Genomic DNA, 26,603 nt, shown 5'->3' on the forward strand with positions numbered 1-26,603 from the left:
GTTGCATGCGCTCTGTCAGATGACACAGTAACCACAGGTGCTGCTGTGAGCGTTTGAAGCGCCGCACTTTACTGCCGTAGTAATCAATAAGGCCGCTGAAGTGTTGTCGATTTTTTAGCGACAGATTGAGCCTGTCCACAACGTCATTTATTTGCGTGTGCCATGGTGCTAACCGGTGGTAAATGGCGAGCTCTTTTTTAAGCTCAGGCACGGTCAGACTTTTGGCACCACCCCTGAGATGGCTCAGACTCAGCCCGTCGTCTTTAGTAGTGATTATGTTGTCCAGAAAGACGTTAAGTTCATTACTGGTAAGTTGATTCAGTTGGAGCGTCAGGTCTTTTCTGACCTGTTGCATTGTGCGGCTTATCAGTCTTTGAAGCACGGAGTACTTAGGAATGGCAATGTTATGGCTGGCAAGGTATTCAATGGCCGCATCAAAGAGGTGTCGAGGCTCCAGCCAGGCATGACCAATGTAAACCAGGTGGTGGCACAGAGCATTGAGGTGCTGTTTTTCATTCCACTTATTGTAATTTAGTAGACGCAGTATCCTTGAGTAAATACGGTCACGCTGCATTTTACTGACACTGAAAGGCCTGATCCCTTTACCTCTTTGAATTTGGGAGGCAATAAACTGCATGTCGATACTGATATCACGGAAACTCGGAGCAATGATCACTGGCTTAGATTTAAAATAGCCCAGAAGCGCCACGAAATAACAACGATGTTTAGTAAGCCTGATAGTACGGCATTCGGCCTGTTCTACATCGTTTAGCGAAAAATACAAACGTTGTTCCTCAATAGAAAACTGAGGTGCTGAATACAAGTCTCGTTGTTCTGCCTGAGTCAGAATCGAGAGTTCATTACTAATTGCCATGATGAATAAACGCCAATATGATTGATGGTGTTTATATAAGATGGCAGAATATTGGAAGGTAACCCACCGCCACAGACCATATAATATAATACCTGTAGCGTTCTATGTTACTTTAGAGGGGAAAATCCCTAGAACCCCTTAATGTCAGCGACGCTCTCTAGAGGTAAAATGGTATTATCAGGCATTAAAACAGATACTTGTTTCAAATCATTTATTGAGCCAATCTGACTTGCTTTGTGCTTCGACGAAGCACCGAAAACAATAGGCGTAAATTTATTAACGGTAACTAGTTTAGATATTTGTGAGCCTTCAAGTTGTGGCTTTAGAAAATCAGTTAATGCTTTAGTGGTTAAACCAAATTGATGAGCTATTTCAGGTTTTAATGAAATGCGAATGTATTTTCCACCCTCTATCAATGCTGTTTGTATGTCTTGACTACCAGATACTTGGCTTACTAACACTTTCATTTTTTCAGCGATATTTGCTAATTCTTGGACTTTATCCCCAAAAACTTTTATTGATACATCGCCTGTAGTGCCAGTTAGCATTTCAGTTACCCGCATTTGAATAGGTTGAGTAAAATTCGTGTTCATACCGGGGTAATTTGATAATACGTTGCGTATATCTTCGATTAGCTGTTGCTTGGTATCAAAGCGCCACTCATTTTGAGGCTTCAACTCCATGAATATATCCGTTTCATTTAGGCCCATAGGATCTAGGCCAAGCTCATCTGATCCAGTTCTGGCTACAATTTGAAGTATTTCAGGTACTTGTTTTAGTAGTGCTTTCTCTACTTGGGTATCAATATTTAGAGAGGATTGCAGGGTAATAGATGGCGACTTTTCTAGTTGAACAATGATGTCTCCTTCATCCAACGTAGGCATAAAACTTTTCCCCAAACTTACAAAGGCAAAAATGCTTGTGATCAACACCAAAAAAGCTATCGATGATGCTGATTTAGGTGAATTAATAACGCTTAATAGCGACTTTTTGTACTGTATTTGTAATGATTTGATGAAGCTAGGCTCACTCGCTTCATTTGATTTCAGTATCATTGAAGCTAGCACCGGGATGCAAGTAAACGCTAAAACTAGCGCAGATAACATCGCAAAAACAATCGTCAATGCAACAGGCGTAAACAGCTTCCCTTCTAACCCTGAAAGAGTTAATAGAGGGGAAAAAACAATAACGACAATTAATGTTCCTGATACAGTTGGCACAGAAACTTCTTTACATGCTCTATAAATAACATGCAGCTTAGGAAGTTTGCTGTTTTCTGAAAGCCTATTTACAGTATTTTCAACAACGACAACAGATGAATCAACAAGCATACCAATAGCAATAACTAAGCCTCCTAAACTCATTAAATTTGCTGATATGGAAAAATGGCTCATTAATATAAAAGTAGCAAGAGCTGCCACCGGCAAGGATATAGAGACAATTAGTGCCGCTCTAAAGTTGCCAAGAAATAAGGCTAGCAATATGATAACGAGCACTACAGCTTGAACTAATGCATTTGTGATGGTTTCAATAGCAGTACTAATCAAATTAGATCTGTCATAAAAGACATTGATAGTAGTGCCACTAGGTAGTGAGCGCTCTAGTTCTAAAAGTTTTTCTTTAACTGAACTTACTACTTGGTCGGTATTACTGTTTTTTAGCGCAATAACTAAGCCTTGTACGGCCTCTTCACCATTATGTGTCACTGCACCATAACGTATTAAACTTCCTTCGTTGATTGCTGCAACATCGGCTAACCTGATTATTCCTTGTTGGTTGTTTTTTATAACTAACTGACGTATATCATCAATTTTTTCAAATTGTCCTTGTGTTCGAACAACAAAATTGTCGTTACCTTTGTTTATTCGGCCAAGTCCTCCATTTAAATTGTTAGCTATTACGGCTTGTTCAATATCACTAAAAGAAACGTCTAGTGATTTCATTTTCAAAGTAGTTGGTGTTATTTCATATGTTTTTACATAGCCGCCTAAACTGTTTACATCTGCGACGCCTTCAACTGTTCGAAGAATCGGTCTGATCTGCCAGTCCAAAATATCACGTCGCTGTTGAAGGCTTAAGTTTGGATTATCAACTGTAAACATAAAAATTTCACTTAGAGGCGTACTCATAGGAGCAAGACCACCAGAAATACCCTCTGGGAGTTCAGCCCAAATATTCATCAGCCTTTCATTTACTTGTTGTCTCGCCCAATAAATATCAGTGCCTTCTTCAAAATCAAGTGTAATATCAGTAATAGAATATTTTGTGGTTGAACGAAGAATCTTTTGAGATGGAATACCGAGTAACTCTGTTTCGACAATACGTGTAATTTGAGTTTCTATTTCCGAAGTTGTCATTCCCGGTGCTTTTAAGACGATTTTTACTTGGGTAGGAGAAATGTCGGGAAAAGCATCAATTGGCAAATTAAACCAAGCGTTGACTCCTGCAGCAGTCACGAGCAAAGTCAAAATAGTAATAAAAATTCGTTGAATAAGAGAAAACCTGATCACCGCACTTATCATCGTTTATTCTCCCAGCCCGAGAAATAGACCTTGGGCAATGCTAACAAAGGAGCTAAGTACTTCGGCTTGAGGTGTTAGATTGTCAGATTGAACAATGTAGCTATCATTCTCATTGCCAATAATAATGACCTTAACTAAGTTTATTTCTTGTCCTCGTTTTACTGCAACATAGCTTTTGTTATTGAGTTCGAATAATGACTGGTGAGGGACTTTAATACCTTCAATTAAAACGATAGGTGTTAGTAACAGTTGTTGCCCGAGTTTAAGCTCACACGATGAGTCGAAACTACTCCATACTGTTTGCTTATAACGGCTGATTGTTTCGTCAACATTTTCTACTTTTAGTATGCAATTATCTTCAGTTTTAAATGAGTTAACATTTTTTACATTGCTAGCTAATAGCGAAGATTTTACAAAAACATTATGGGAAGGAATTATTTCAAAAAGGTATGGTGATTGTTCGTTCGTATACTCAAGTTGACCATTAGAAGGACTGATTATAAAAATATCGCCGTTCTTATCGATGGCTAATTGTTGTAGTGCATGGCTTAAGTGTTCAAAACTTAACTTTGCTTGAAGATAGGTTTTGTTGATGTCTAACCATTCAGCACTTTTTATCGTTTTCGAATTTGCATAATTTTTAACAGACTCAAGATGCTTCTTACTTTTTAAAAGTATTGATTTACTGGCATCTATTTCTTCTAAGAAGTGATTTACTTCTGGCCCTTCTATTCTAGCTACTTTTTGTCCTTTACTTACCTTAACACCCGGATTGTATAAAAAAGATATTTGTTGCGGTGTAAAAGGCAGTTGTACTTTGAAACTGGATTTAGGTTTGAAGGATACTTCTCCAAGCACTTGCTCTATCTCCATACTGTCAACCCGATGTACGGTTTGGAACTTATGTTTAAAATTTCCCAATTGTGAAATGGCGATCACTGAATTGGTGACTTGTTCAGCTTGAATATGCATGCTTAAAACAGTTAACAACATTGACGCTATTAATGAGAATAATCGATATGAGGTTGCTATCATTTGTTACTGACTCTTGTTAGGCTAACTGGGATAGTTGCCTTGAATGGTTTGTAAAGTGAAGTTACCTTACAAATAATGTTTAGTTTTTACGTCAGGCATGTGTTGTAGATTCATGAGACAAATGTCCCATAGACTTTTTAACTGGTTGATTTTAAATGAAAGATAAATCGATAGCGGTGCTTCTAGCTATAATAATGGTACTCAATTTTTTTGATGTAATTACTGATATTTCTTTAGGTGTTCCAACTTGGCATATTGTCGAAGAAAGCTTGATTGTTTTAGCTTCAGCGATTGGTTTTGTTTTTTTGGTTCGAGATATTTCAAACCGCACAAAGCGTATTAAACAGTTGAAAAGTGAATTAGATAAATCGGGCATTCAACTAAAAAATATTTCGGAAGAAATGAAGCGCGCTCGTATAAAGTACAGTGAAGTCATAAATGAACAGTTTAATCAGTGGAGACTGACAAAAAGTGAACAAGAAGTTGCTATGTTAATGCTGAAGGGATTGAGTTTTAGAGAAATTAGTGGTGTAAGAGATACCAAAGAAAAAACAGTTCGTCAGCAGGCTTCTAGTATATATGTCAAAGCGGATGTAGAGGGTCGGCATGAGTTTTCAGCTTGGTTTTTAGAAGACTTCATGGAGCCAGACAGTACACTAGAGTAGAGTAGTCATCCTTTATCTTACCTACTATTATCTAGAAGATAAGAACACTTTAGCTTATGTAAAGTTGAATAATCTAAAAGGCATAGGCTTAACTTGAAATAATGGCCGTTTTTGACAAAGAGCCGCAATTCGCCTCTGAAACGTTTTTGTCCAGAAACGTGTTACATCCCCATTAGCGGACACTCAATCTTGACACCAAGTGATCAAAAACCAATCGAATACGTTGTGGTACTGGACCACGTTGAGGGCGATAAATATATAAATCCCAAGGCACAGGCTCGATCTCTTCTAACACTCTCACAAGTTTCTCTTGGCGTAATAAGTCTTGGGCCAAAAAGTCAGGAATTTGAGCAAACCCCAGCCCATTTTGTATAGCCATTAATTCAGCTTCGGTGTCGGCACTTCGAAAACGTGTTATGGATGGCGTCCACTGTCTGTCCATGGAAAAAACCCATGGCCAAAGCTTTCCCGTATTGCGATCTACTAACCCTGTAACCGGCAAGTGGTTTAGTTCTTCAATAGACGCAGGCCTTCCCACTCTATTTATTAAGTCAGGCGAAGCCACGACATACATATTAATTTTGGTGAGCTGGCGGGCAATAAATCGACTATCTCTCATGAAGCCGATACGAATCCCAATATCTATTTTTTCGTCAACTACATCCACGCGCTCGTCACTGAGTGTCAGGTCTATATCTAGTTGAGGATGTATTGTTGAAAGTTCCAGTAACACAGGCATTAAGCACTTATGACCAAAACCAACAGGCGCTGCGATACGAACACGCCCTTGTAATTCATTACCCGAGTTAGGGGCGCTTGTTTGAAACAATTCATCTACAGCGCGCAGGCGTTCTTTTGCTATCAAAGCAAATTTTTCTCCAACTAGGGTCACTTGTATGTGTCGAGTATTTCGATGAAATAAAAGCTCCCCTTGCAATCGCTCTAACTCCTTCACTGCTCGCGTCACTGCCTGAGGAGAAATTCCCAGACGGTTAGCCGCTTCTTTAAAGCTGCGAGACTCAGCAGCAGTACAAAATATCCGGAGCATTTCCAATCTGTTAAGCATCACAGTCACATTCAGGTTTGAAATAAATACATAAATATTATTCCAAAATATGGAATTGTGAAATTAAAATATTTCCATTTATTGATTTTTGAAGGTAAGAGATACTTTGCTTGTTATTTAGACAACGTCATTCAACTTATTTGAGGATATTAACTATGAGCAGTGTTTTAGCAAATAACATCAGCGGTAAGGTCGTTGTTATCACTGGTGGTAGCAGCGGTTTAGGCGAGACCACGGCAAGACATTTAGCCAGCCTTGGCGCATCTGTTGTTTTAGGTGCCCGACGCATTGAGAAGCTTGAAGCTATTGCTGCTGACATACGTGCAGCGGGCGGAGAAGTTGCGGTTCAAGCGACAGATGTGACTAGCCAGGACGAAGTGAAGGCCCTTGTAAATCTTGCACAAGAGCGCTTCGGTAAAGTTGATGTGGTTATCAATAATGCAGGGTTAATGGCGATTGCACCGTTAGCTGAGACTCGAGTTGACGAATGGGATCGCATGATTGACATCAACGTTAAAGGTCTGCTGTATGGAGTAGCCGCAGCGCTTCCGATCTTTCAGGCTCAGGGAGCAGGCCACTTTATCAATATTTCTTCCGTAGCGGGTATCAAAGTATTCAGTCCCGGCGGCACGGTTTACAGCGGAACCAAATTCGCTGTTCGCGCTATTGCCGAAGGCTTACGCCATGAAGTTGGCGGTAAAATTCGTTCAACAATCATTTCACCAGGTGCAGTCGAATCTGAATTAAAACATGGAAGTTCAGATACTCAAGGTGCAGCCTTTGTAAAAGATTTTTATCAGCAAAATGAAATTCCATCTGAATCTGTTGCTCGTGCTATCGCATACGCAATTGAGCAGCCTGCGGATGTGGATATCAACGAGATTGTTCTGCGCCCAACTGTTCAAGAGTTTTAATTCGTTTAATAAAAGACCGATTAACCAGCGGGTGATTTAACCACCCGCTGAATATTCAGTTTGTGAGGTTATTGATGACAGCGTTAAACAGACAAATGCGTGGTTTGGTATTAGATAGCTATGAAGAGGATACAGTATTCCGGGATGCCCTGATTAACTTACCCTCTCCATCAGCAGGTCAGGTGCAAGTAAAAATATTTGCAAGTGGAGTCAATCCTATTGATTACAAGATCCGCCAAGGTATCGCTCCTTACGCCATGCCGGAATTGCCCGCAGTACTTGGCACCGATTTAACTGGAGAAATTGTTGCTGTCGGCGACGGCGTCACCGACTTTGCAATAGGCGATGCCGTTTATGGTCTGACTGGCGGAGTGCGAGGATTGCAAGGATCATTGGCTGAATATGCCAACGTAGATGCTGAGTTACTTGCTCTCAAACCGAAAAATTTGTCCATGCGTGAAGCTGCGGCTTTACCTCTGGTTGCACTTACCGCTTGGGAAGGTTTGGTTGACAAGGCGAATGTTAAAGCGGGCCAGAAAGTCCTTATCCAAGGTGGAGTTGGCGGAGTTGGGCATGTAGCTGTGCAAATTGCTAAGGCCTTAGGTGCCGACGTTTATGCCACTGCGTCGACTGGAAAACAACAACTGCTCAAGGCGCTAGGTGCCACGCCAATTGATTATCACACTGCAAGCCCTGCTGAGTACGTGGACGCATACACCCAAGGCAAAGGATTCGATATCATTTACGACACTGTCGGTGGCTCTGTACTCGATGCTTCATTAGATATCATTGCACATTATGGACATATTTTAAGCTGTGCTGCATTCAGTTCACATAACCTGGCACCGTCGTCATTACGCTCTGCAACATTGTCAGCGATTTTTGTGTTACATCCACAGCTCAGCGGAGAGGGGCGCAAACATCATGGTGACATTCTGCGGCAAATTACGGCTCTTGTTGAAGCTGGACAAATTAAGCCACTACTCGATCCGTTACGCTTTTCCCTAGACACGGCAATGGATGCACATAATGCCGTAGAGTTGGGAGCCATGGGTAAAGTCGTTATTGATGTAATTACTTAAAAAGTCATTGTTGAGGATGCATATGAGCCCAAGAAAACTAATTCGAACTGTTCGTTTCCATGAATTAGGTGGCCCCGAGGTATTAACTATTGACTCGCTGGCGAGTCAAAGTTTGCAGGCCACTGATGTACGTATTGCGGTCAAAGTTGTTGGGCTCAATCGTGCTGATGCCATGTTTAGGCGAGGCAGCTATATAGAAAAGGCTGACTTCCCTTCGCGAATCGGCTATGAAGCATCCGGGATAGTCATTGAAGTCGGGGAAGAGGTAAATCATTTACGCCTTGGGGACGAGGTTTGTATTGTCCCTCAGATGGGGCTTTCTCAGAACGGCTGCTACGCAGAAGAGATTGTCGTACCAAGTGAATATGTGGCACTCAAACCAGCAGGGCTAACCTTTGCTGAAGGCGCAGCAGCTTGGATGCAGTACATGACAGCTTATGGCGCTTTGGTCGAAATTGCTAACGTGCAAAAAGGCGATGCAGTACTGATAACCGCCGCATCGAGCAGTGTTGGATTGGCTGCGATTCAAATTGTGAATGCTCTGGGGGGTATCCCAATCGCTACAACTCTAACAGGAGCTAAAAAGGCTGCTGTGCTCAAGGCTGGCGCGGCCCATGTGATTGCAACCCAAGAAGAACCGCTGCTGGATAGCTTGAGAAGTATCTTGGGAGAAAACAATTTAAAAATCGCATTTGATGCTGTCAGTGGGCCGCAGATAGCTGAAATTGCTGAAGCAATGAGCCCTGAAGGAACAATAATAGTTCACGGAGCATTAAGTCCCGAAACAACTCCTTTTCCCTTAAAAATAGCACTTCGTAAAAGTCTGACAGTTAGGGGGTATGTGTTTACTGAAGTTATAAAAGACATCGAGCGTTTTCGCAGAGCAAAGCAATTTATCCTCTCGGGTTTATCCGAGGGAACACTCAATCCTGTCATTGATCGAAGCTTTAAATTTGAAGAGATAGTAGCAGCGCATCACTATCTGGAGTCCAATCAGCAGATTGGTAAAATAGTGGTCGAACTTGATTAACAGTTCGTAGCTTACGCTAGTCTCTCAACTCAGTCAGTGCCTGATTATAATTAGCGTGGGCTTTTTTGCGGAAATCGAATGAACTAAATCAGAATCTTACGATCAGATCAGGGATATTCATTCACTAACTTTGATTACATGCCGAAGCCTCGCTAAAAACCACTAACTGGCGCAAGTACAATATTTCAGGCGTGACAGATGCGGAAGTACTCCCAAATTTACTCAAACGAACACGCCGATCCATCAAGGAAATTTCGGGAGAAGGCGCCTACGATACAAGGGAGTGCCACAGGGCGATTAGGGTTAAGAAAGCGATACCTCTACTAATCCCTCCACGTGAAGGAGCCGCCTTCTGGGAAAAAGGTCATCCACGTAATCTGGCGGTTGGTTGCCAAAAGCTCTATGGTTCGAACAAAAAGTGGAAACGAAAATATGGTTACCACAGGCGTTCATTGTCGGAGACCGCTAAGTATCGCGCAAAACAACTACTAGGCGCTTCACTCACGCTTCGAAATTACAATGCACAAGTTGGGGAGACATACGCCATGCTCAAAGCACTCAACAAGCTAACAGGGATAGGTATGCCCGAAACTCAGTATATCGTTTAAAATGCAAACGATTTTGCTAGGGCTGTTGATCTTTGTAGTACATATATCAATCAGCCCACATTGGTAGCCACATCATAGTAAATGCTAAAGCGAGCATTGAATGATAATTTCGTTCAAGCTTTTCATACCGCGTGGCTATCCCTTTATATTGCTTAATACGGCCAAATGCATTCTCAACCAAGTGCCGATATTTGTACATGCACCAGTCAATATCTTCATTGCCTACTAAACGGTTGCCCTTACGTGGAATAACGAGAGTAGCGTTATTATCACGAATAAACGCTCTCAGTTTTTCACTGTCGTAGCCTTTATCTGCGACAACCATATTACTTGTTGGGCAATTAGCTACGAGTGACTCTGCATGGACGATATCATGCGTATTTCCACAGGATAATTCATAATAAACAGGCAATCCTCCGCTATCGACTGCAAGATGAATTTTCGTAGAATTTCCACCTCGGCTCTTTCCAATTGATTCATTGTCAGCAGTTCTTGCACCGCAACTATGTTGATGAGCCCTGACAATACTGCCATCAATGAAGACCCAATCCATGTCCGCATCACGAGATAATGCGCGAAACAGTTCATTCAAAATCCCTTTTTTGGACCATAAATTAAACCGTCTGTAGATAGCACTCCAACGGCCAAAATCAGAAGGTAAATCTCGCCATGGAATACCTGTGCGCATCTTATACAGTATGCCTTCGAGCGTTTTTCTTTGGTCGGGCTTATTATAAATTCGACCACTTAAGTACATTACTTTTGATAAGACATTCCATGTCCCGTCTGTTAACATTAATCTTGGCATGTAGGTTCGGTGTAAAGTTTTCTGGCGAATTCAATTATACTTTATCTTCATGCTGTTTGTTCTTCATACCACAAAGATCAACACGCCCTAGTAATAAAGAATTTTCTATTATTTATTTAAATTATCTAACTCTTTTTCAAGATCTTTCATTGCTTTTTGGGCTTTAAACTCTTCGTAAAGAGCTTCGCGTGAACTTGGATCTAAACGCTTACCAGATTGAGCGACCAGGTTATTAAACGTTTCTTGTGTATTGCTCATTACAACGAATGTACAAAGCTGTTTTACACCATCTAATTTAGCAAAAGCAACTTCTTGCGGCACAGCACCCACAAGGCTTTGCTGTGCAACTTGCTTACTTACTTGCTCAAACGTTCCACCAACATTTAGCTCATCATTACTTTGCGCTTTACGTCGATATAGCTTGTCCATAACGCTTGCTTTAACCTGTATCTGTTGTGATAAATCGGCGCGAGCTGCTGCAATAGCTTGTGCTCTGTCGGTAGACATACTGCCAGACCAAGGTACGCATGATGATGAAGCTAACCCTTTATCCGACACAGGTAATAATACCCAGCTTGGCACTGAATCATTTTTTGCTAACGGCTCAGACTGTGTTTGTTGAGTGCTTGAACACGCACCTAAAGCTAAAGCGGCTATAACAGGTAATAACTTTTTCATTTTAAATTCCTTTCAATTGCTTTTGATAATAAGCGGTGCGTTTTACCACTTTTTGTAAGTAATTACGGGTTTCTTGCGCAGGTAAATTGTTAACCATTAAGGTATAAATTTTCTCTGCAGACATTGAATTAGCTGCAATACTTGCCTGATTAAGTGATTTAGAGCCACTTAGCGTTTTGGCTACGTTGCCAGGGCCAGTATTATAAGCAGCTATACTCATGTAAATTCTTGATTGCTCGTTACGTACATTTTTAAAGTAACGATTACTTAAAATATGCACATAAGTACTCCCTGCCTCTACGTTATTATCTGCCTGGAATAAATACTCAGGGCTTAGTAGTAATGGTTTACCTTGCAAAAAGTTACTCACGTCTTTACCCGCTGATGTAGGAACTATTTGCATCAAACCAAAGGCAGGTATGGGTGAGCGAGCTAATGGGTTAAAACTTGATTCAGTATGAATTATGGCTAATAACAATGCCGGCTCTATATTGTAGCGCCTTGCTTGTTGCTGAACCTCAGGTAAGTAACGTTTTGCTTGATTAGAGAGCGTATTAGCAGGCAGCTTATAACTAATTGTTACTCTGTCTTTTTGCTTAATTATTTTAGGCGCCTTGGCAGAAAGTACCTTTTCTACAATCTCGGTAGAAAGCACCGTTTGCTCGGCTATTTTTTTAGGTTGAATCGTTGTTAATGGCTTATTTCTTTCAATTTTTCTATTTAAAGACTGACCCGCAGAAGTGAAGCTCTTATTGTTAATGGTATTATTAGCTGCAATATATACCGGATCCTTTGCAAGTGTTTTATCAACCGAGACTTGAGCAAGTTCATTTAATTGCTCTTTTGCATATTCAACAGCTTGCTCGTTGTTTCGGCTATTTAATAGCTCAACCACCACTTCACCACTTTCAAAATTTACACTGGTGCGTTTATTTAAGTCATCACTGTATTTGACCCATACTTTTGAACTTGGCAGATTTGGGTCTTGCCATTTTGTAGTTACTTGTTTTAAATATGCATTTTGCGCATCATGCCAAGCACTTACAAACGCTTCAAATTCTTGCTTTTGTTGTTGCTCAAACTGGCTAAACTCACTCTGGCGCTTTTTTAGAAAAGCCTCAAATTCAGCCTCATTATTCGTTTGAGCTATGCTGGTAAAACCCATTGTTAAATTAGCGAATACGCCTATTTTTAGAAGAATTTTAGCTATTGGATGCATTTTTATATCCCAATAAAATTAAAAGTAGCTACTTAAATCATCAGCTGGTAGGTTATCAAAAGCAGTTTGAGCAGCTAAATTTAAACGCTTACAATCTAAACTTTTGCATTGCTGGGTTAGTGAAATAACTTGCTTGTAGCGCCTATTAACAAACCACGTTTGTGCAACTGACGCTTTAGCTTCATCGAGTATTAACTCACTCACTTTTAAATATTTATCGAGATAGCTTAAGCGTTGCTCTTCTGGTGATTGATCTGCAACTAATGCCACCGCATCAGACATTGTTGTAGGGTGGTTTAATGCTATTTGCAATAAAGAACGTAAGTTTGTTTTATCTTTTTGGCTACCAATCTGCCAAGCAGCTCTAACGGCAAGACCTGCTTCGTTAATATCATGCGCAGCAGGTATTACAACGCCAGTACAAGTTAACCATTCTTGCTGTTTTTCTTGCTTATAGCCCGCAATCTCAGCGTCAATAAAGCTTACCGATACTGGCAAAGTAATATTGAGCTTTTTAGCTAAAGTATTTTTAATAATACTGCGCTGGGGCAGGGTCAACGCATTTCGACATGCCTGCTCAAGCGCATTTTTTGCACTCGTTTTTAACGCCATTACTCGGGCGTATTGACCATTAGCCTGGCTTTTAAAATAAGCAGTTTGCTTTTCAATTGTTTGCTCTGAGTCAAAGGTGCCCGAAGCCACCAATGTAAGCGCTAAAATAGGTGCTAACATTAAAGCTCCTTTTCACTCGCTACTTTACCTGATGCCCCCTGAGGATTAGCCGCTTTATCATTTAACCCACCATGAGCTTTAATTTTATGACCATAACGACTGACGCCGTTTACTGTTTGTCCATTATTACCAGCCATTTCTTTTGCAGCTTGGCGCGCTGTTGCCTCTAAACTTGGCGCGTAAACAGCAACACTGTACTGCCAGAAACCATCATCACTTGCAAAACTTTTGACGCTCACTCCCGGTGGTAATTTACCCTTTGCAACAGTTGAGTATTCATCTGATGTTTTTAATTGATTTAAAAAAGTACTGCGGTCTTCTTCAAGAATTTTTACTTGCTGTGGATCATTTAAATATGGGTCTTCGTATTCAAACTGCTTAGTGCCTTCCATTTGCTTTTCATTAAAGCTACCTTGCCAATACACTTGTTCACCTTGAATGGTGGCAAGCAACGCTGAACGGGCACGCGTTTGTGATTGAGATTTAGCAACACCTTTAAGCTTACGTGCAACCGTTTTATTTCGGTTTTGACGGGCAATGGCTGAGCCGTAACCTAATACAATTACTTCTCCCGTTTCTGCATTAGTTAGTACTTTAGCGCCTACAGGAGGTAAAACACCGCTTTTAACATCACCAATTACTTGTTGAAAAATAGCATTTGGCTCAGTAGTCACCGCTACGGCACCGCGGTTTTCTTTAATTTGAGCACGTGTTTTTGGTGTTGAAATCAGGCTTACTCGTACACCTTTTTCATCAACGTTGTCGTATACATCATAGGTAACAAAACCCGCTAGCGAACCAGATACAGACTCTTTACACGCTTCCATCATATTAGTCTGTTCATTTACAGTACTTTCGACGCCTGTATCGATAGAATCCATAATTGCAGACACGACATTGCTGCACTGATGCTCCACTCCCTTCATATTTTCAATTAATTGTTTTTTAGCAATTAGATACGCTTGATTATAAGCCCCGCGTTTAGAAAGTAACGATGCATTCATATTGTCGTAAGTGTTATAGCTAGCACTACCGATTGATAAAATACCGGTACCACTGCCAACCTGAATCATTTTTATGCCATCTTCGTTATCATCAATTAGTGCCTGATGCGCAACAGCCACTGCCACATTTGTATCTTTTGCAACCACTACATCGCCAGAAACTTGTGCTTGTTCAGCTCCCGCTACTTGCGCTCCAGGGCGAGCAGGTATCATGTCTGTTAGGCTAAACTCTTCAGTTGCAATTGCAGGCATAGCTAAAACCATTGCTAATGTTAATATTTTAAATTTCATCATCCATCCTTATTTGTACCTGAGTGTAAAATCGTCTTCGACTGTAATTTTCGAAAGGTTTTTTGCTGTTATTGTCATTAATGCTTGATCGAGCGCATTAGCAAGCTCACCGGTATCACCTTTAAACCTAAGGCTTGCTACAGTATATTTTTGTTGTCTGTGTATAGATACGTCGCTTACGCCACCTAATGTACTTAATACATCATGCAGTTTTTCTGGTTGGGTTAACTTATTACTTGGCAACATGACTTCACGAACTAACCCCCCCCTTGCAACAACTTGAGTAAATGCATTATTAAGCGTGCTATGAAGTGCTTTTGATTGTGACTCACTTGCTAAATGTACAGCCATTAAATCTTTTTCAACGTATGGGCCTTTAGGCAATGACATAAATGAAGGGTCGTTTTTCCATTGACCATAAATATTTCCAGCTAAGTCTCTAACGTCAGCAGTTAAATAAAGCTGCCTGTTGTTCCCTCGGCTAATCACTGTAGACTTCGCATAAATAGCTAAACTCGCTACGTTACCAACCTCAATACCCTGCTCGTTTAGCCAAACTTTAAGCTCTGTTTTTAATGGCTCTGGCGCAACAACTTGGACTCTAGGCGAACCAATCATGCTCAGTAATTTAGATGCTTTTTGAATGAGAGGTGCTTTTTCTACCACAGCCAAAATAGTAACTTCTACCCCCCCATTTTTGAGCTCTTTGGTTTGCAGCGTTTGCCACTCTTTAACAAGCCCTTCACTGTGACTCGAAAGCTGTTGACCTATCAGCTCTTGCATACTTGTTGACTCATTACCCTCAGCAATACTCATACTCGTGCTTGAAGATTGGGTATGTTGCTGAGTAAGCCATACACCTACCACTTGCGATACAGCACGTTGTAAAGCATCTTGCTCTGCTATGGTTAGTGCTGTTTTACCTTCTTTTTTCCAGCCTTGGCCTATTACTGTCACACTAAAATTTTGCGTGGTTTGCTGCCAGTTTTGCTGTAGTGGCTCTCCTAATTCCTGTGGATTGAGGCTTACAGTCATGCACGTGTCGTTACCGCTAAGCGTAGGCGTTGAGTAGTTTAAAGGAACAGCACCGGCACTCAACCCTTCCATCATCGTAGTTCGTTGCTGCTCATATAAGCTGGCCGCATCATCATCTAATCTGGATGTTAAATGTTGCTGTGCACCTTGTGTTGTTAGGCTTTTGTTACCTTTAATAAAACTTATAAGCTCGGCACTTGCCTGAGCTTTTGCACCAGAAATAGCCGTGCTACCTCGACCATAAGCACACGCCTGTGTTTGCAGTGTGCCATCAGCCAAGACATCAACCTGGGCTTGTGCACTTAAAGAACACAAAGCTAATAGGCCAAGCTTTTTGATCATGTCCTATTCTCCAAAAAGTCTGCTGGCGTGCCAACCGATACAGCAAATATTTTGGCAACATTTGATGGACGGTAAATGCCATTTTCAGCTTTGTTTTTAACATCATCAGCTGCACGAGAGTCTTTCCAACGAATAATTTCACCATTAGCGCTACTTCGCGAAGGGTTTACATTTGCAACGCCAAGTGGCTCAACAAATCCAGCCTCATAGCTAAAAATGATCATCGTTTCGTTAGGCAGCACACCTGCATTTTGGCCTCTGTCTAAGCTAATCTTATTACCTTTAATACCTAACACTTGCGCTGTTGCTGGCATTTCACTCAACATACGAGTAAGTAAAATATCAATACCACGCGATCCCATGTCGCTAAGTACTGCATTTACATGAGCACTTTGATCAAAATGGAAACCCGCTGCATAGCGTCCGCTTACAGTTGTAAATTTCAACTCTGAGCGATCACGTACATCTTCCGATTTAACACGAATCTTTCCTAAATTTGGGTGCGATAGCTTTTCACGTGTTTGCGGGTTTATAACACCAGTTGTCAGCTCTAATGTGTAGTCGGCCCAATCCGTGATCGCCCCTTCAGTTTTTAGTGTCCTTAGTGAATCAATTTTCACGACAAAATCGGGAATTAATGCTTTAACTTCAGCGCGTTTAGCTGCTGTTGCTACACCTTGTTGTTGTAAAATTAACTGTTGTTCTTTTGAAATAGCATCATCATCACGCGTAACAATTCTAAATCGATTAATACCAGCAAATTGGTTTTCGAGCATAAGCAATAAATTTTGATTATCAAACTCACGCATTGCATCAACACCAATACCACTTCCGCTTACACCAGCTAAGTCAAAATACATACGTACAATAGGTTTTTTGAGTGGGCAACTATCGATTTCACTATTAATATCGAAGGTACAACGCTCTAAACCTTGAGTATCAAAATAGGCTGGCATTACAATATCAGCATCTTTAAATTCATAAGCACTTTTGGCGATTACTGTATTCGAAGCGTTGTTGCTCACTGTGCCAGATTGAGTCGTGCTTCCCTGTTTTGGGCTTGTGTTACAACCAGCCAATAAGGCAATAGTTAGTGCAGAAAGAGTTAAATTTTTGACTAATTTCATTGCTATTCCTAATTATCAAACAGCCACTGACTAGCAGGCGCTTTAATTTGTTTTACTAAATGATTAATCGCGTTTTGTTTTGCGATTTCTTGAGTGCTGGCACTTTCTTGGGCGGATATGTTGTGCTGTAACAGTACTTTAAATGGACTCACGCTTCGAGTAAGTACAATGGTTAGATTTGCTTTAGCGAGGTAGGCATTATCGCTTTGAGCATACTGCCATCGTAATTGTGGCCTTACCCATAAGCGAGTTGAACCACTATGCGGTAACGCATCATTTAGAGCGGACTTTATTTGGCTAATGTTATTAGCGCCTATCACATCGCAAGCGATAGCGCCTAACCCTATTGACTGTTCATTTAAAAGTTTATTTAAAATTTGTTTTATAAATGGCTTAGGGCCAGATAGGTGCTCTAACAAAGCGACTTTTTTTGAGGCAAGATTAAGCTCTTCACTTTTTTGAAGAGCCCATATAAATCGCTGTTCTACATTATTTTTGGGGATGGCTATACGCTCTAGTCCCTCTAAATCAGATTTAAGATTAGCGATTAAAGTCGCTTTTTTTATGCCCACTTTTAAAGCAAATAAATTATTTTGGTTAATCGAATTAAGCTCTTCAAGCCCCGTTAATGTAATAGGTAAACTAGTTAAGCTCGTTGTTTGTTCAAAATAGTTATTTACTCGATTATTTTGCTTTTTTAGCGTTTGTAATTGCTGTGTATTTACATTAACGCTTAACTGAGTCGTAATGTCGGCTAGAGCCGCTTGCTTTGCGGCTAAGCGACTTTCACCAATGCCGACTGCAGTAATGTATTTATCACTTTTATGGGATTTGGTTACCCAGTCAGGCCAACTTTGAGCTGAACAATTAAAAACACATCCTACTAAAAAAGCAAAAATGCTTGTTTTCATCTGCCTTTCTCTTCTTGCTCAAGCTGAAGCTCATTTATAGCTGTGATAGTTGCTTGCTCAAGTTCAATAATCTCGTTTGCTTCAAGTGCTAATGCAAGCTGATCTTTTGCTTTAACAAGTGCAGTGCCTATATCTTTTGGATCTTCTTCTTTTTCGGCGTTTTCTTCATCGCTTGATAACCAAGAGCTAACTACATCACCTCCCATTCGCAAAGCTGTAACTTTAGCTACTGCACTACTGTGCTGGCTCAAAATATAAGCAGACTTAGCTATTTCAATTGTTAAGTCTGTCGCAAGCTCTACATTTTGTTGGTAAATACCTTCATTAGCTAAATTATAAGCCGCAATTTTATGACCAATTTCTTCGTCTTTATTTTTAGCTCCTGCGTCAAATTCAATAATGGCAGCTTGTAATCGTTCAGGTGTAGAATTCTTATGAGCATATAAAAATGCTTGCACATCTCTATAGTTATCAGTTTGAGTGCGATACTCAGCCATAACCTTGCGTTGACGTTCTAAAATAATAGCGGACATATTTAAAAACTCATCTATCCCTGGTTGTACTTCAACTGGGTGAAAATAGCCGAGAGTGTCCATGCGAGTTGTTAACTCTGCAACGGCTGCACTTCTGTCTAGATTAGCAGATGTACTTGTGTCGGTTGTAGATACACAACCGGCGAAAAGGGGGGCGAAGATAATGGCAGATAAGCTAGCTTTTTTCATTAGGTTATTTCCCTATACTTATAAAAACACAAGAAAGCACAAAGCTAAGCTGTTGACTTGGTTCATTCTTCCTTGGATATTTTATTAAAATTACCGAAATTATGAAAAAATGCAACCCTACAAATTAAGAACTTTTTATTTACTTACCTTTCATTTTATTACAAATGTAACGCTGACAAGGCATTCAGCCAGCATTCATACTTTTATCTCATTTTATAAAAAATTTAATTTTTTTACTTAAATAGCATATACAGGCTTAGAATTAGGGGCTGTTGAACTTTCGTGATTAGTTTTTGAGCGGCATGGTAAAGCGTTATAATTTGCTTCGCCAAAAGTAAAATAACAACCCAATACCATGCCTAGACTAATGCTAACTGATACGCGGTGGCTAAAGCTACTTCAAGTAATGAAAAATACAGGCCGCATATACAACAAACCAGAACACAGAATGACGTTTGAAGGGATACTCTACCGGCTGAGAACGGGTATCCCATGGCGAGATTTACCCACAGAGTTTGGTGGTTGGAGCACCATTTATAGACGCTTCAATTTGTGGTCAAAGAAAGGGTTATTAAACCGGTTATTCAATGAGTTAGCAAAACTTTCTGATTACGATTGGGTCTTTGCTGACGGGTCGATTGTTAAAGCTCATCAACATAGCACTGGCGAAGCGACCTCAGACAATGAGTGCATAGGAAAGAGTCGAGGTGGTAACTCTACAAAAATCCATTTAGCCGTGGATAGCGGAGGGCTTCCCATTTATTTTGAACTATCGGAAGGCCAGAGAAATGACATAACTCGCGCTCAAAGCTTAGTTGACCATTTTGCGGGAAGTGAACATTTTCGTCGGCGACAAAGGGTATGATAGTGATATGTTGAGGGAATATATTGAAGCCAAAGGAGGCGCTTCAGTCATCCCCAAGCGGAATCATGGTCAAGATATAGACAAAAACAGTATCGATTGGTGTCTCTATAAATATCGCCACTTAGTTGAAAATGCCTTTGCGAGAATTAAACATTATCTTGCAATATCAACTAGATATGAAAAATTAGCACGGAACTATGTCAGCATGGTCTCACTGGCATTTTCAATGATGTGGTTGCCTATGTATTGCTGATTGAAATATGTACAGTAAAGTTCAACAGGCCCTAGCTTTCTTCAACAATTTCCAGCCAGTAAAGATGGATTTAACCCCAAGTTTGAAATTAAAAAACTCGCTTATGGCCGCTTTGCAGTAAATGATGAATGTTTTTCTGACGGATCAATTTAAAGTGCGTTCTGGGCTGGCTTTATTGCTGCAGATGGATGGGTTGATGGTGATAAACGTATTGGCCTTTCTCAACACATTAACAATGAGCTCATTTTGATCGATTTTGCTAAGTATTTAGATTTTGGGAACACCTTAAGTTACCGGTTTTCTGCAAGTAACGCGGTTATGGTTGAAGTTAGATTTACCTCTAAGGTAATTGCTAAACCACTAAAACAGTTTGGCATTGTACGTAAGAAAAGTTTAACTATAAGCCCACCTAAATTATCTCAATCAACTAATGTACTGGCATTTATTGCAGGCTATATTGAAGGTGATGAATGGGTTAGGAAATATTACCAAAGAAATAATAAATGCTTTTGTATTGGCTTGTGTAGTGGCTCACAAAAGTTCATTGAATGGGCTCATAATGAAATAAAGAGCTTGCTTGGAATTACTGGATCATTTAGCACCAAACAAAATACAGTATCATTAAAATATTCAAACTCGGCTAGCATTATCTTGTTAGATCGTTTATAACCTGTCTCTAACCAGAGTAGCAAGATTACAAAGCTTATTCAGAATTGGCACCTATAACTGGCCATGACAAACTTGAAATTTCATCGCGATTAAAATAAAGCTTTGTTCCATCACTTTTCAAAATGTAGCTTTCCAAAGATATTGGATCTGTTCTTAATGTACCTTTGATATGACATTCAACTGATGTACAACCTCGTAAAATTAATGTCGTATTTGGGGTACCATCACTGAGAAGAGCAACAACCCTATTTGTGACGTAGATATGCAAAAGATAAATTATATATAAAACAGCTATCACCATTTTCCAAAAGCTTCTAAGTTCTCTAGATTCCGCCATATTTTGCCTTCAGTTATTGATTTAACTCACCTATTATTCTAAGCGTACTTTTAATGAGTACCCTCTTTGCAATCTTCAATAAAAAGCGTCTTAACAAACAAATTTTCCGTATATTTGTTAAGGCGCTTTGACACAACAACTTAATCATACATGAGCATTAAACCCACCAGCTAATTTTAAATTACTTCATTGCCTGGGTAACCGCATATGGCGTAGCAACCAACTTCAAATCTTCACCTATTTTGTATCGCATTTTATCAAGATCATCATTGAGCTTATCCAGTGATTCGATATATGGTTTAGCAACAGCCCCTTTTAGTGATACACCTACAGATGAATTTGACTTGATGTTATGAAGCACTTCCTGAAGTACCGTTATTATTTGCTGAGCTACAGCTTCCTGCGCTGTCAATGATAATGTCTTTGCGGCCAACCGAGGGCTTTTTAAAGCGCTAACTAACTCTGTAGCATTTAAATCTGCAATAGCTTGTAGTGCTATTTCATCTGCCGTCTGAGCTACATTCAGTCTTTTATCAATTTTGGCAACGAGCTTTTCTGCTATATCATCAAAAATGTACTTTAAGCCTCTGCTTGAGATAGTTTGTTCAATAGGGTTTAAGCAATTTGGATCTGTGCTTTTACACTTCATTACTCTAATTGAGCCTGTATCAGACTCTTCGAAAATATCTCTTAATGAGACAGTTGCAGGTTTAGTTATTACATCAATCCCAGTATCGGTCGAGCTTGTGCTTCCAGACTTTCTAGAAATTGTTGTACCGGTTAACGACATGATCAGGTCTTTTAAGTTTGCACCACCCAAACCTGAGATTGAGGAATGGGTATAAGCACTGACATTTGCATTCACTAGAATATGATGAGCTGTATTAACTTCTACTTCGACACCATTTTTTTCTGCTTTAACAGCTGTATTATCTGTATCGCCTTTTGTAGCGTTTGCCTCACCTCTATCTGTTAACCAACCTGAAGCATCATTTGCGAGTCCTTCTAAAGCACCAAACTGCACTGAGCTCTTGAAAGTATCGACTGCATTTGTGCCGTCATCTAATTTCAGATCTCCCAAATATCCAACAGCCTTTTCGCAACCATTAGCTGTCATTTGATTAAATTCATCAAGTTTTGTTTGAAGGTCTGACATTAACTTACTACATGAGGGACAAACTGAAGTTAAAGCCAAGTTAAAGGCGTATGATGGTACACCTTGTGCAATCGCCCTTCCCATTTGCACTAATTGGTCGGAGTTTATTAAGCTAAAGCTTCCAGCAAAAAAATCGATGCCACCACAGCCTCCAGATATTTTCGGAGGTTGGAAATTAACGACATTCGCTCTTACCCCTTTTACTCTGTAAGAAGCCCCACCAAAACTAATACCGTTTCTTGTTGGTGTACTGAATGAAGTAGCAGTTGTCGTTTGAAATGTTACAGCTTCAGTAAAGACATCTTCCATCACAGTTGAAGCATGAATTGATGGAGACAAAGCGCTAAGTGCAATTAGCACTGTTAATTTATTAATTTTAAACATTACTGAGCCTTTGATGTCGTTGAAAGGTTAATCTCATTAAGCCGCTTTCTGAGTAGATCAGATAGAATTGAAGGGTTGTCTTCTAACTTTTGCTTTTCAACTACTAAAGGCTCCTTTGACACAAGAATGTCTTTCACTTCTTGTGTTTTAACGAATTGCTCCTCACTAATGAGGTTCATCCGTTTTGCTGCATAGAATGCTCTTTGAACAAGTTCACTACCTGATGCCATGCCATATTTAATTGTTTGAAAGTGCTGACCATCATTTGAGACAAGCATTGTTGTAGGGGTAATGCTCACTTGAAACTTTCGAGACAAAGTCATGTTAGGGTCGATGACATGCTTAACTCCCGGGAACTCTTTATCTAAAAGAATGCCATCCATTGAGATTGCTAACACATCAACCCCCATTATCTTAGCTAAGGACTCCATCGCAGGAAGTTGTTGGTGACAATACGGGCAGTCAGAACGATAGAACATCCACAGCCCAACTTTATCGAATAAAGAATTGAACACTTTGGCTTTATCTTTATTTGTTTTTACTTTATGAGCAAATAACGCATTACTTGAATTTGGTCGGCGGTTACTTTCAGAAAGTTGCTCTTCAAACATAAAAAATTCTTTTGTTTGATCGCTAAATGCATTCGCTTTGTCGATAGCTAAACGTTGTGCGTAATAATAGTTAGAAATGTTCTCTGTACTAGGATCATCAATAGCTATATTGAGTAATTTAGGAAGGTTTTCTTTTAACCATGCTGAATTAATTTCAACCATTTCTGGTTGTTTCTTGTCATTTGGCTGTGCAGAAGGAGGTTGCGCCTTTGGAACTTCTTGCTTTTCCTCATCTACAAGCTCAGGATCTTCGTAAAAGTGCCATCCTCTACTAGGCTTTTCTGTTCCAGAAACCGGTGAGCTTTTAGCAGACACAAAGCCAGCATTCATTACTCCCAATGCTACAATGGTTAAACTTAAATAGAATCTCATTCCTTTCAACCTACGAAATTTTAGCTACTTGCGTGTGTTGTACTCGAACTGATTGCTCTTGAACGAAATGATGGATATTTACTTTTTTAAGTTTTATTGTTTTCACTGATTTAGGATTAACACCACAACGGCACCAAGGACAAGAAGAAGTGAAGCTTTGGGTTGTTCTTAAATAAAAGCGGCCACATGAGCATCTATTTGGGTATAAGTCCTGCTTAGAAATTCCACAAAACAATGAATTAACTTGATTAATGTCAATTGGGTCGACCAAATCTTGGAATCGCTTATTAAAGCTTATACAAACATTAACAAGCATATCGGCAAAAACATTCTGATTATCAAAATCAAAATTAGGGTAAAGAGCTTTAGCTTCATTAAATAGTAGATTCGCTATCAAAAATCCTTCGCGGTTTGAATCAACCCATCCATACCCAACCGAATTTGCAATTTTCTTGAACTCAAATGGCTTAGAAGAAATAGTGTCTACTTCCCTTTTTATTTCTTTATAGCGTCCAATTTTGATATAAGGAAAGAGCTCAGCAACAAGAGCAGGTCTTGCATTAAGAGACATCAGCGAAACAATCAGTGAAATGTCCCTTGTTATATTATATGAAACACTTCTTCCATCCACTAAACCTATGAGTTCTGAACTAACTGCATTCATAATTAATTCCCTACCACAGCGATTGAGGTACTTGCAGCTAAGTTTTTAAGCTTGCCAAGTTTTGAATCATTATTCTCAGCACTTTTAATAGCATCTAGCATTTGTTTAATTCCATTCAGACCAAGCGATGCCGCGTTAATAACTGTTTTTTCTCTAGCAAGTCGTTGCAATGCCATTGTACTTGCATCACGTATAGCAACTACATCAGCTTCAGATTGAATACAGAAAAGGTGCGCAGCCAATTGAATATCTACAACTGCAGCATGTTTCACTAGAAGCAACGCACTAACTTGAATAGATATTGCTTCATCCAAAAATTGACTTCGATTTTCCATAACACAACCAATAAAAAATTATTAACAATGAAGCTACATTTTAAACAGAAGCTCACTAAATTGGCAACTATACAAAGTGTATAATTCACAATTAAAATTTATAGAAATTTTAAACGGTTGATTTTGTAAATTTTAATTTATTTATAAATCGCCACATTATGATTTAAAAAATAAACACAACCACAATCACTAATACTTTATAACCAGACATTTAAGTCGAGTACTGTTATCAAAAATCAAAGTTGGCCATTCACAATCCAAATGTAATACTCAACTCAGGAATAACTTTTAGGTTTTTAAATGACATCTCTGTTTCACATTGCAAATAAAATTAATGAAATGCTCACCGAATATGAGCTGGGTAACCTTCAAGAATTGAGGAAAAATATTCATTCTTTATCACGAGTTCCCTCAAAGTACGTATTTGACCAAAGGGGGGTAAAAAAAGATTGGGGAGCTCACTTCGGAGGTCGAGCCGAGCTTCAATTTAACATCGGCTTTGAAAATAATTCGTTTCGATACGGAGTAGCATTCTCCCTTCGCCCTAGTAGAGATCATCCAAACCTTAATGCTCTAATAGAGAAAATTAATTTATTCAATGAATACATCGATGAATTCGGAACTGAGTTTTACGATTTAAGCATGTGGCACTATGATGTTGAGCATGACGGCTCTAGAAGTGAAGACTTTCAGCCAACCATAATCAAGTCAGAATGGTGCAAAACTAATGCTTTTATTTTCCTAGGTGAAAAACAAAATCGTGAAAAAATTGATTATCAGCGAGTTTGTGATGTGTTAGATCGCTTACTACCTTTGTATCTTCACATAGAGATAGCATCAAATAATGACAGCCCTTCTACTCCCTCTTTTGTTTTCAAACCAGGTTGCAGAGCAAAACTGTCATTTACCAAAGCCTCCTATAAGAAAGATCAGCAAATAGATGTACGACTATTACACAATGATCTTCAACAGGCTTTGTATGATGAATTAGTGCAAGTCTATGGCAGGGATAACGTAGGCACTGAAAACATTATAGGATGCGGAAGAGTTGATCTGACTCTCCAATTGGGTGATAAGTACAGGTTGTATGAAATCAAAACAGCATTTAGTGCTAAATCATGCATACGGCAAGCAATTGGGCAACTTCTAGAGTATGCGTACTTTTATAAAGCAGGTTTCGTTGAAAAGTTAATTGTTGCTGGTCCTGTAAAATGCACAAGCGTTGAACATTCCTATCTGAATGAACTGCAAAACAAGTTTAATTTGCCGATCGAGTATTATCAAATCAAAGGCCCATGCTTTGACTTTGATTAGGTTATAATTTCATTTTACTTTCTTAAATTGTATTTATGTTGAAAAACCCCAAGGTAAGGGCGGAAATATCCGAAGACAGCGAACTAATAATGAAGGAGTAGTTATGGAAGTTTGGGTTACATTTGATTCAAATGTATGGGAATCAATAGTTGATGAAAATAAAAGGGCCAACTCTGCCGAGGTATATTCTCAGTTGTTCCATTTGATACAGTCGAAAATTATTACTCCATTTTTCTTTGAGGGCATAGCAACGATCGAGACAATGAAAAAGTCAGAAAGAAAACCTTATATAGCAAATTTTAAAGGTGCATATTCCATAACATTAGACGGGGAGGAAATTTCATCTTCTAAAGGCTCAAAAGCTCCAGAGTTAACTGAGTATTTAGCAAGTATGATACCTAAAGCATTAGAACTTGGATTTAGATTTACTAAGCTACCAAGAGTTGGCGCACCTGCGCTTGAGTTTGACAAAAAGTATCTTGCACCAGATGTAAGACATGATTTAGGCGATAGATTAGAACGATCATTCGAGTGCCTTAGGTTTATTGAAAGCCTGGGAGCTGGAAGAAGCCATCTAATGAATCAATTACCGAAGGTTGAAGGTGGCCTCATACAGAGAACTAAGGCCGATAACAATTTATCTGATAAGAAATATGCAAAAAGTGTTGGTGAGTGGGTTGATGGTGATGCTCTGGCAGCAAGTTATGGTTATGGTATTGATTACTTCTGTACTAATGACAGAGCCAGTAGTGCTGGTCAAACATCTATCTTTTATCATGAAAACCTTAAGAAGTTAGAAAGCAATTACCCAGTAAATGTAATCACTCCAGAGGACTTAATATGTAATTTAAAAACAAATGCCTCACAATTCAAGTAAGCCGCCCCCACCTAGAATGGTTCGGGTTGCGGATAGGTGCCTAAATAGGTCAAGTTCACAAAACGGAGCTGGCTAGGAGGGAGCAGATACCATATTACGGA

General features: G+C 39.6%; 26 protein-coding genes and 1 pseudogene. 9 read left to right on the plus strand and 18 right to left on the minus strand.

Annotated elements, in window-relative coordinates; translation table 11 throughout:
• From L1272_RS15645 to L1272_RS15655, 3 genes are all read right to left on the minus strand, one after another.
• Positions 1-874: DUF4158 domain-containing protein (locus tag L1272_RS15645; protein WP_235373812.1), on the minus strand; the 874-nt coding region annotated here is incomplete at its 3' end.
• Between the two features lie 128 nt (positions 875-1,002).
• Entirely contained in the window at positions 1,003-3,396 is a 2,394-nt protein-coding gene (locus tag L1272_RS15650; RefSeq protein WP_235373813.1) for an efflux RND transporter permease subunit, read from the minus strand.
• 3 nt (positions 3,397-3,399) lie between these two features.
• Entirely contained in the window at positions 3,400-4,389 is a 990-nt protein-coding gene (locus tag L1272_RS15655) for a hypothetical protein (protein WP_055022336.1), read from the minus strand.
• A 197-nt stretch (positions 4,390-4,586) separates the two neighbouring features.
• Between L1272_RS15655 and L1272_RS15660 the strand changes: the two genes are divergently transcribed.
• Complete coding sequence (locus L1272_RS15660; RefSeq protein ID WP_062564760.1) at positions 4,587-5,096, plus strand: helix-turn-helix transcriptional regulator; 510 nt, start codon at positions 4,587-4,589, stop codon at positions 5,094-5,096.
• A gap of 172 nt (positions 5,097-5,268) precedes the next feature.
• Here the strand turns inward: L1272_RS15660 and L1272_RS15665 are convergent, their stop codons facing one another.
• Positions 5,269-6,162: a LysR family transcriptional regulator gene (locus L1272_RS15665; protein WP_235373814.1), complete on the minus strand. Its 894-nt coding sequence runs from the start codon at positions 6,160-6,162 to the stop codon at positions 5,269-5,271.
• Between the two features lie 155 nt (positions 6,163-6,317).
• Here L1272_RS15665 and L1272_RS15670 point away from each other — a divergent pair, with 155 nt between their 5' ends.
• From L1272_RS15670 to L1272_RS15685, 4 genes and pseudogenes are all read left to right on the plus strand, one after another.
• Positions 6,318-7,076 carry an SDR family oxidoreductase gene (locus tag L1272_RS15670; protein ID WP_235373815.1) on the plus strand — a complete coding sequence of 253 codons (759 nt, stop codon included), beginning with the start codon at positions 6,318-6,320 and terminating at the stop codon, positions 7,074-7,076.
• 74 nt (positions 7,077-7,150) lie between these two features.
• Positions 7,151-8,158 (plus strand): zinc-dependent alcohol dehydrogenase family protein, encoded by a 1,008-nt coding sequence (locus L1272_RS15675; protein ID WP_235373816.1) that lies wholly within the window; start codon positions 7,151-7,153, stop codon positions 8,156-8,158.
• A gap of 22 nt (positions 8,159-8,180) precedes the next feature.
• The gene (locus L1272_RS15680; protein WP_036973880.1) at positions 8,181-9,188 is read left to right on the plus strand and encodes a zinc-dependent alcohol dehydrogenase family protein; all 1,008 of its coding nucleotides are present in this window, start codon (positions 8,181-8,183) and stop codon (positions 9,186-9,188) included.
• 179 nt (positions 9,189-9,367) lie between these two features.
• Positions 9,368-9,796, plus strand: a pseudogene (locus L1272_RS15685) (transposase); the annotation flags it as partial.
• A gap of 46 nt (positions 9,797-9,842) precedes the next feature.
• On the opposite strand, the gene L1272_RS15690 reads toward L1272_RS15685, so the two are convergent.
• From L1272_RS15690 to L1272_RS15730, 9 genes are all read right to left on the minus strand, one after another.
• Complete coding sequence (locus tag L1272_RS15690) at positions 9,843-10,604, minus strand: IS5 family transposase (RefSeq protein WP_036973881.1); 762 nt, start codon at positions 10,602-10,604, stop codon at positions 9,843-9,845.
• A gap of 108 nt (positions 10,605-10,712) precedes the next feature.
• Positions 10,713-11,282: a hypothetical protein gene (locus tag L1272_RS15695; RefSeq protein WP_036973882.1), complete on the minus strand. Its 570-nt coding sequence runs from the start codon at positions 11,280-11,282 to the stop codon at positions 10,713-10,715.
• Position 11,283: 1 nt separating this feature from the next.
• On the minus strand, positions 11,284-12,501 hold the full coding sequence (locus L1272_RS15700) for a murein transglycosylase domain-containing protein (RefSeq protein WP_036973883.1): 1,218 nt from the start codon (positions 12,499-12,501) through the stop codon (positions 11,284-11,286).
• A gap of 18 nt (positions 12,502-12,519) precedes the next feature.
• Positions 12,520-13,233: a hypothetical protein gene (locus L1272_RS15705; protein ID WP_036973884.1), complete on the minus strand. Its 714-nt coding sequence runs from the start codon at positions 13,231-13,233 to the stop codon at positions 12,520-12,522.
• Positions 13,233-14,528 carry a hypothetical protein gene (locus L1272_RS15710; RefSeq protein ID WP_036973886.1) on the minus strand — a complete coding sequence of 432 codons (1,296 nt, stop codon included), beginning with the start codon at positions 14,526-14,528 and terminating at the stop codon, positions 13,233-13,235. The genes L1272_RS15705 and L1272_RS15710 overlap by 1 nt, the downstream gene beginning before the upstream one ends.
• 9 nt (positions 14,529-14,537) lie before the next feature.
• Entirely contained in the window at positions 14,538-15,905 is a 1,368-nt protein-coding gene (locus L1272_RS15715) for a hypothetical protein (RefSeq protein WP_235373817.1), read from the minus strand.
• A complete protein-coding gene (locus L1272_RS15720) occupies positions 15,902-17,032 on the minus strand; it encodes a hypothetical protein (protein WP_036973889.1) in 1,131 nt (376 codons plus the stop codon). The genes L1272_RS15715 and L1272_RS15720 overlap by 4 nt, the downstream gene beginning before the upstream one ends.
• Positions 17,033-17,040: 8 nt before the next feature.
• Complete coding sequence (locus L1272_RS15725; RefSeq protein ID WP_235373818.1) at positions 17,041-17,943, minus strand: LPP20 family lipoprotein; 903 nt, start codon at positions 17,941-17,943, stop codon at positions 17,041-17,043.
• Positions 17,940-18,665: a hypothetical protein gene (locus L1272_RS15730; protein WP_036973892.1), complete on the minus strand. Its 726-nt coding sequence runs from the start codon at positions 18,663-18,665 to the stop codon at positions 17,940-17,942. Before L1272_RS15730 ends, L1272_RS15725 begins: the two co-directional genes overlap by 4 nt.
• Positions 18,666-19,020: 355 nt before the next feature.
• On the opposite strand from L1272_RS15730, the gene L1272_RS15735 reads away from it, so the two are divergent.
• Positions 19,021-19,783, plus strand: a protein-coding gene (locus L1272_RS15735; RefSeq protein ID WP_235373819.1) for an IS5 family transposase whose coding sequence is annotated in 2 segments (ribosomal slippage) — positions 19,021-19,488 and positions 19,490-19,783 — 762 coding nt in all. Because the reading frame shifts where the segments join, the coding sequence is not laid out codon by codon here.
• 246 nt (positions 19,784-20,029) lie between these two features.
• Entirely contained in the window at positions 20,030-20,452 is a 423-nt protein-coding gene (locus tag L1272_RS15740) for a hypothetical protein (RefSeq protein ID WP_036973893.1), read from the plus strand.
• 34 nt (positions 20,453-20,486) lie between these two features.
• Here the strand turns inward: L1272_RS15740 and L1272_RS15745 are convergent, their stop codons facing one another.
• The 5 genes from L1272_RS15745 to L1272_RS15765 form a co-directional block, all read right to left on the minus strand.
• Positions 20,487-20,789 (minus strand): hypothetical protein, encoded by a 303-nt coding sequence (locus L1272_RS15745; protein ID WP_036973894.1) that lies wholly within the window; start codon positions 20,787-20,789, stop codon positions 20,487-20,489.
• A gap of 181 nt (positions 20,790-20,970) precedes the next feature.
• The gene (locus L1272_RS15750; RefSeq protein ID WP_235373820.1) at positions 20,971-22,329 is read right to left on the minus strand and encodes a conjugal transfer protein TraH; all 1,359 of its coding nucleotides are present in this window, start codon (positions 22,327-22,329) and stop codon (positions 20,971-20,973) included.
• Positions 22,329-23,312: a conjugal transfer protein TraF gene (gene traF, locus L1272_RS15755; RefSeq protein ID WP_235373821.1), complete on the minus strand. Its 984-nt coding sequence runs from the start codon at positions 23,310-23,312 to the stop codon at positions 22,329-22,331. Before traF ends, L1272_RS15750 begins: the two co-directional genes overlap by 1 nt.
• Before the next feature lie 10 nt (positions 23,313-23,322).
• Positions 23,323-23,976, minus strand: a complete 654-nt coding sequence (locus L1272_RS15760) for a hypothetical protein (RefSeq protein ID WP_138558825.1) — start codon at positions 23,974-23,976, stop codon at positions 23,323-23,325.
• 2 nt (positions 23,977-23,978) lie between these two features.
• The gene (locus tag L1272_RS15765; RefSeq protein WP_138558826.1) at positions 23,979-24,311 is read right to left on the minus strand and encodes a hypothetical protein; all 333 of its coding nucleotides are present in this window, start codon (positions 24,309-24,311) and stop codon (positions 23,979-23,981) included.
• A gap of 300 nt (positions 24,312-24,611) precedes the next feature.
• On the opposite strand from L1272_RS15765, the gene L1272_RS15770 reads away from it, so the two are divergent.
• Both L1272_RS15770 and L1272_RS15775 read left to right on the plus strand, forming a co-directional pair.
• The gene (locus L1272_RS15770) at positions 24,612-25,625 is read left to right on the plus strand and encodes a hypothetical protein (RefSeq protein WP_199524913.1); all 1,014 of its coding nucleotides are present in this window, start codon (positions 24,612-24,614) and stop codon (positions 25,623-25,625) included.
• 103 nt (positions 25,626-25,728) lie between these two features.
• Positions 25,729-26,502, plus strand: coding sequence for a hypothetical protein (locus L1272_RS15775; protein ID WP_199524914.1), 774 nt, complete (start codon positions 25,729-25,731; stop codon positions 26,500-26,502).
• Positions 26,503-26,603: the final 101 nt, after the last annotated feature.

Origin of the sequence: Pseudoalteromonas sp. PAST1, from assembly GCF_021532515.1 — a bacterium.
GTDB lineage: Bacteria > Pseudomonadota > Gammaproteobacteria > Enterobacterales > Alteromonadaceae > Pseudoalteromonas > Pseudoalteromonas simplex.

Bases quoted from the DNA above. Each gene is read 5' to 3' on its own strand.
- L1272_RS15650 (WP_235373813.1), bottom strand. From the start codon at position 3,396: ATGATAAGTGCGGTGATCAGGTTTTCTCTTATTCAACGAATTTTTATT.
- L1272_RS15655 (WP_055022336.1), bottom strand. From the start codon at position 4,389: ATGTTGTTAACTGTTTTAAGCATGCATATTCAAGCTGAACAAGTCACC.
- L1272_RS15660 (WP_062564760.1), top strand. From the start codon at position 4,587: ATGAAAGATAAATCGATAGCGGTGCTTCTAGCTATAATAATGGTACTC.
- L1272_RS15665 (WP_235373814.1), bottom strand. From the start codon at position 6,162: ATGCTTAACAGATTGGAAATGCTCCGGATATTTTGTACTGCTGCTGAG.
- L1272_RS15670 (WP_235373815.1), top strand. From the start codon at position 6,318: ATGAGCAGTGTTTTAGCAAATAACATCAGCGGTAAGGTCGTTGTTATC.
- L1272_RS15675 (WP_235373816.1), top strand. From the start codon at position 7,151: ATGACAGCGTTAAACAGACAAATGCGTGGTTTGGTATTAGATAGCTAT.
- L1272_RS15680 (WP_036973880.1), top strand. From the start codon at position 8,181: ATGAGCCCAAGAAAACTAATTCGAACTGTTCGTTTCCATGAATTAGGT.
- L1272_RS15690 (WP_036973881.1), bottom strand. From the start codon at position 10,604: ATGCCAAGATTAATGTTAACAGACGGGACATGGAATGTCTTATCAAAA.
- L1272_RS15695 (WP_036973882.1), bottom strand. From the start codon at position 11,282: ATGAAAAAGTTATTACCTGTTATAGCCGCTTTAGCTTTAGGTGCGTGT.
- L1272_RS15700 (WP_036973883.1), bottom strand. From the start codon at position 12,501: ATGCATCCAATAGCTAAAATTCTTCTAAAAATAGGCGTATTCGCTAAT.
- L1272_RS15705 (WP_036973884.1), bottom strand. From the start codon at position 13,233: ATGTTAGCACCTATTTTAGCGCTTACATTGGTGGCTTCGGGCACCTTT.
- L1272_RS15710 (WP_036973886.1), bottom strand. From the start codon at position 14,528: ATGAAATTTAAAATATTAACATTAGCAATGGTTTTAGCTATGCCTGCA.
- L1272_RS15715 (WP_235373817.1), bottom strand. From the start codon at position 15,905: ATGATCAAAAAGCTTGGCCTATTAGCTTTGTGTTCTTTAAGTGCACAA.
- L1272_RS15720 (WP_036973889.1), bottom strand. From the start codon at position 17,032: ATGAAATTAGTCAAAAATTTAACTCTTTCTGCACTAACTATTGCCTTA.
- L1272_RS15725 (WP_235373818.1), bottom strand. From the start codon at position 17,943: ATGAAAACAAGCATTTTTGCTTTTTTAGTAGGATGTGTTTTTAATTGT.
- L1272_RS15730 (WP_036973892.1), bottom strand. From the start codon at position 18,665: ATGAAAAAAGCTAGCTTATCTGCCATTATCTTCGCCCCCCTTTTCGCC.
- L1272_RS15745 (WP_036973894.1), bottom strand. From the start codon at position 20,789: ATGGCGGAATCTAGAGAACTTAGAAGCTTTTGGAAAATGGTGATAGCT.
- L1272_RS15750 (WP_235373820.1), bottom strand. From the start codon at position 22,329: ATGTTTAAAATTAATAAATTAACAGTGCTAATTGCACTTAGCGCTTTG.
- traF (WP_235373821.1), bottom strand. From the start codon at position 23,312: ATGAGATTCTATTTAAGTTTAACCATTGTAGCATTGGGAGTAATGAAT.
- L1272_RS15760 (WP_138558825.1), bottom strand. From the start codon at position 23,976: ATGAATGCAGTTAGTTCAGAACTCATAGGTTTAGTGGATGGAAGAAGT.
- L1272_RS15765 (WP_138558826.1), bottom strand. From the start codon at position 24,311: ATGGAAAATCGAAGTCAATTTTTGGATGAAGCAATATCTATTCAAGTT.
- L1272_RS15770 (WP_199524913.1), top strand. From the start codon at position 24,612: ATGACATCTCTGTTTCACATTGCAAATAAAATTAATGAAATGCTCACC.
- L1272_RS15775 (WP_199524914.1), top strand. From the start codon at position 25,729: ATGGAAGTTTGGGTTACATTTGATTCAAATGTATGGGAATCAATAGTT.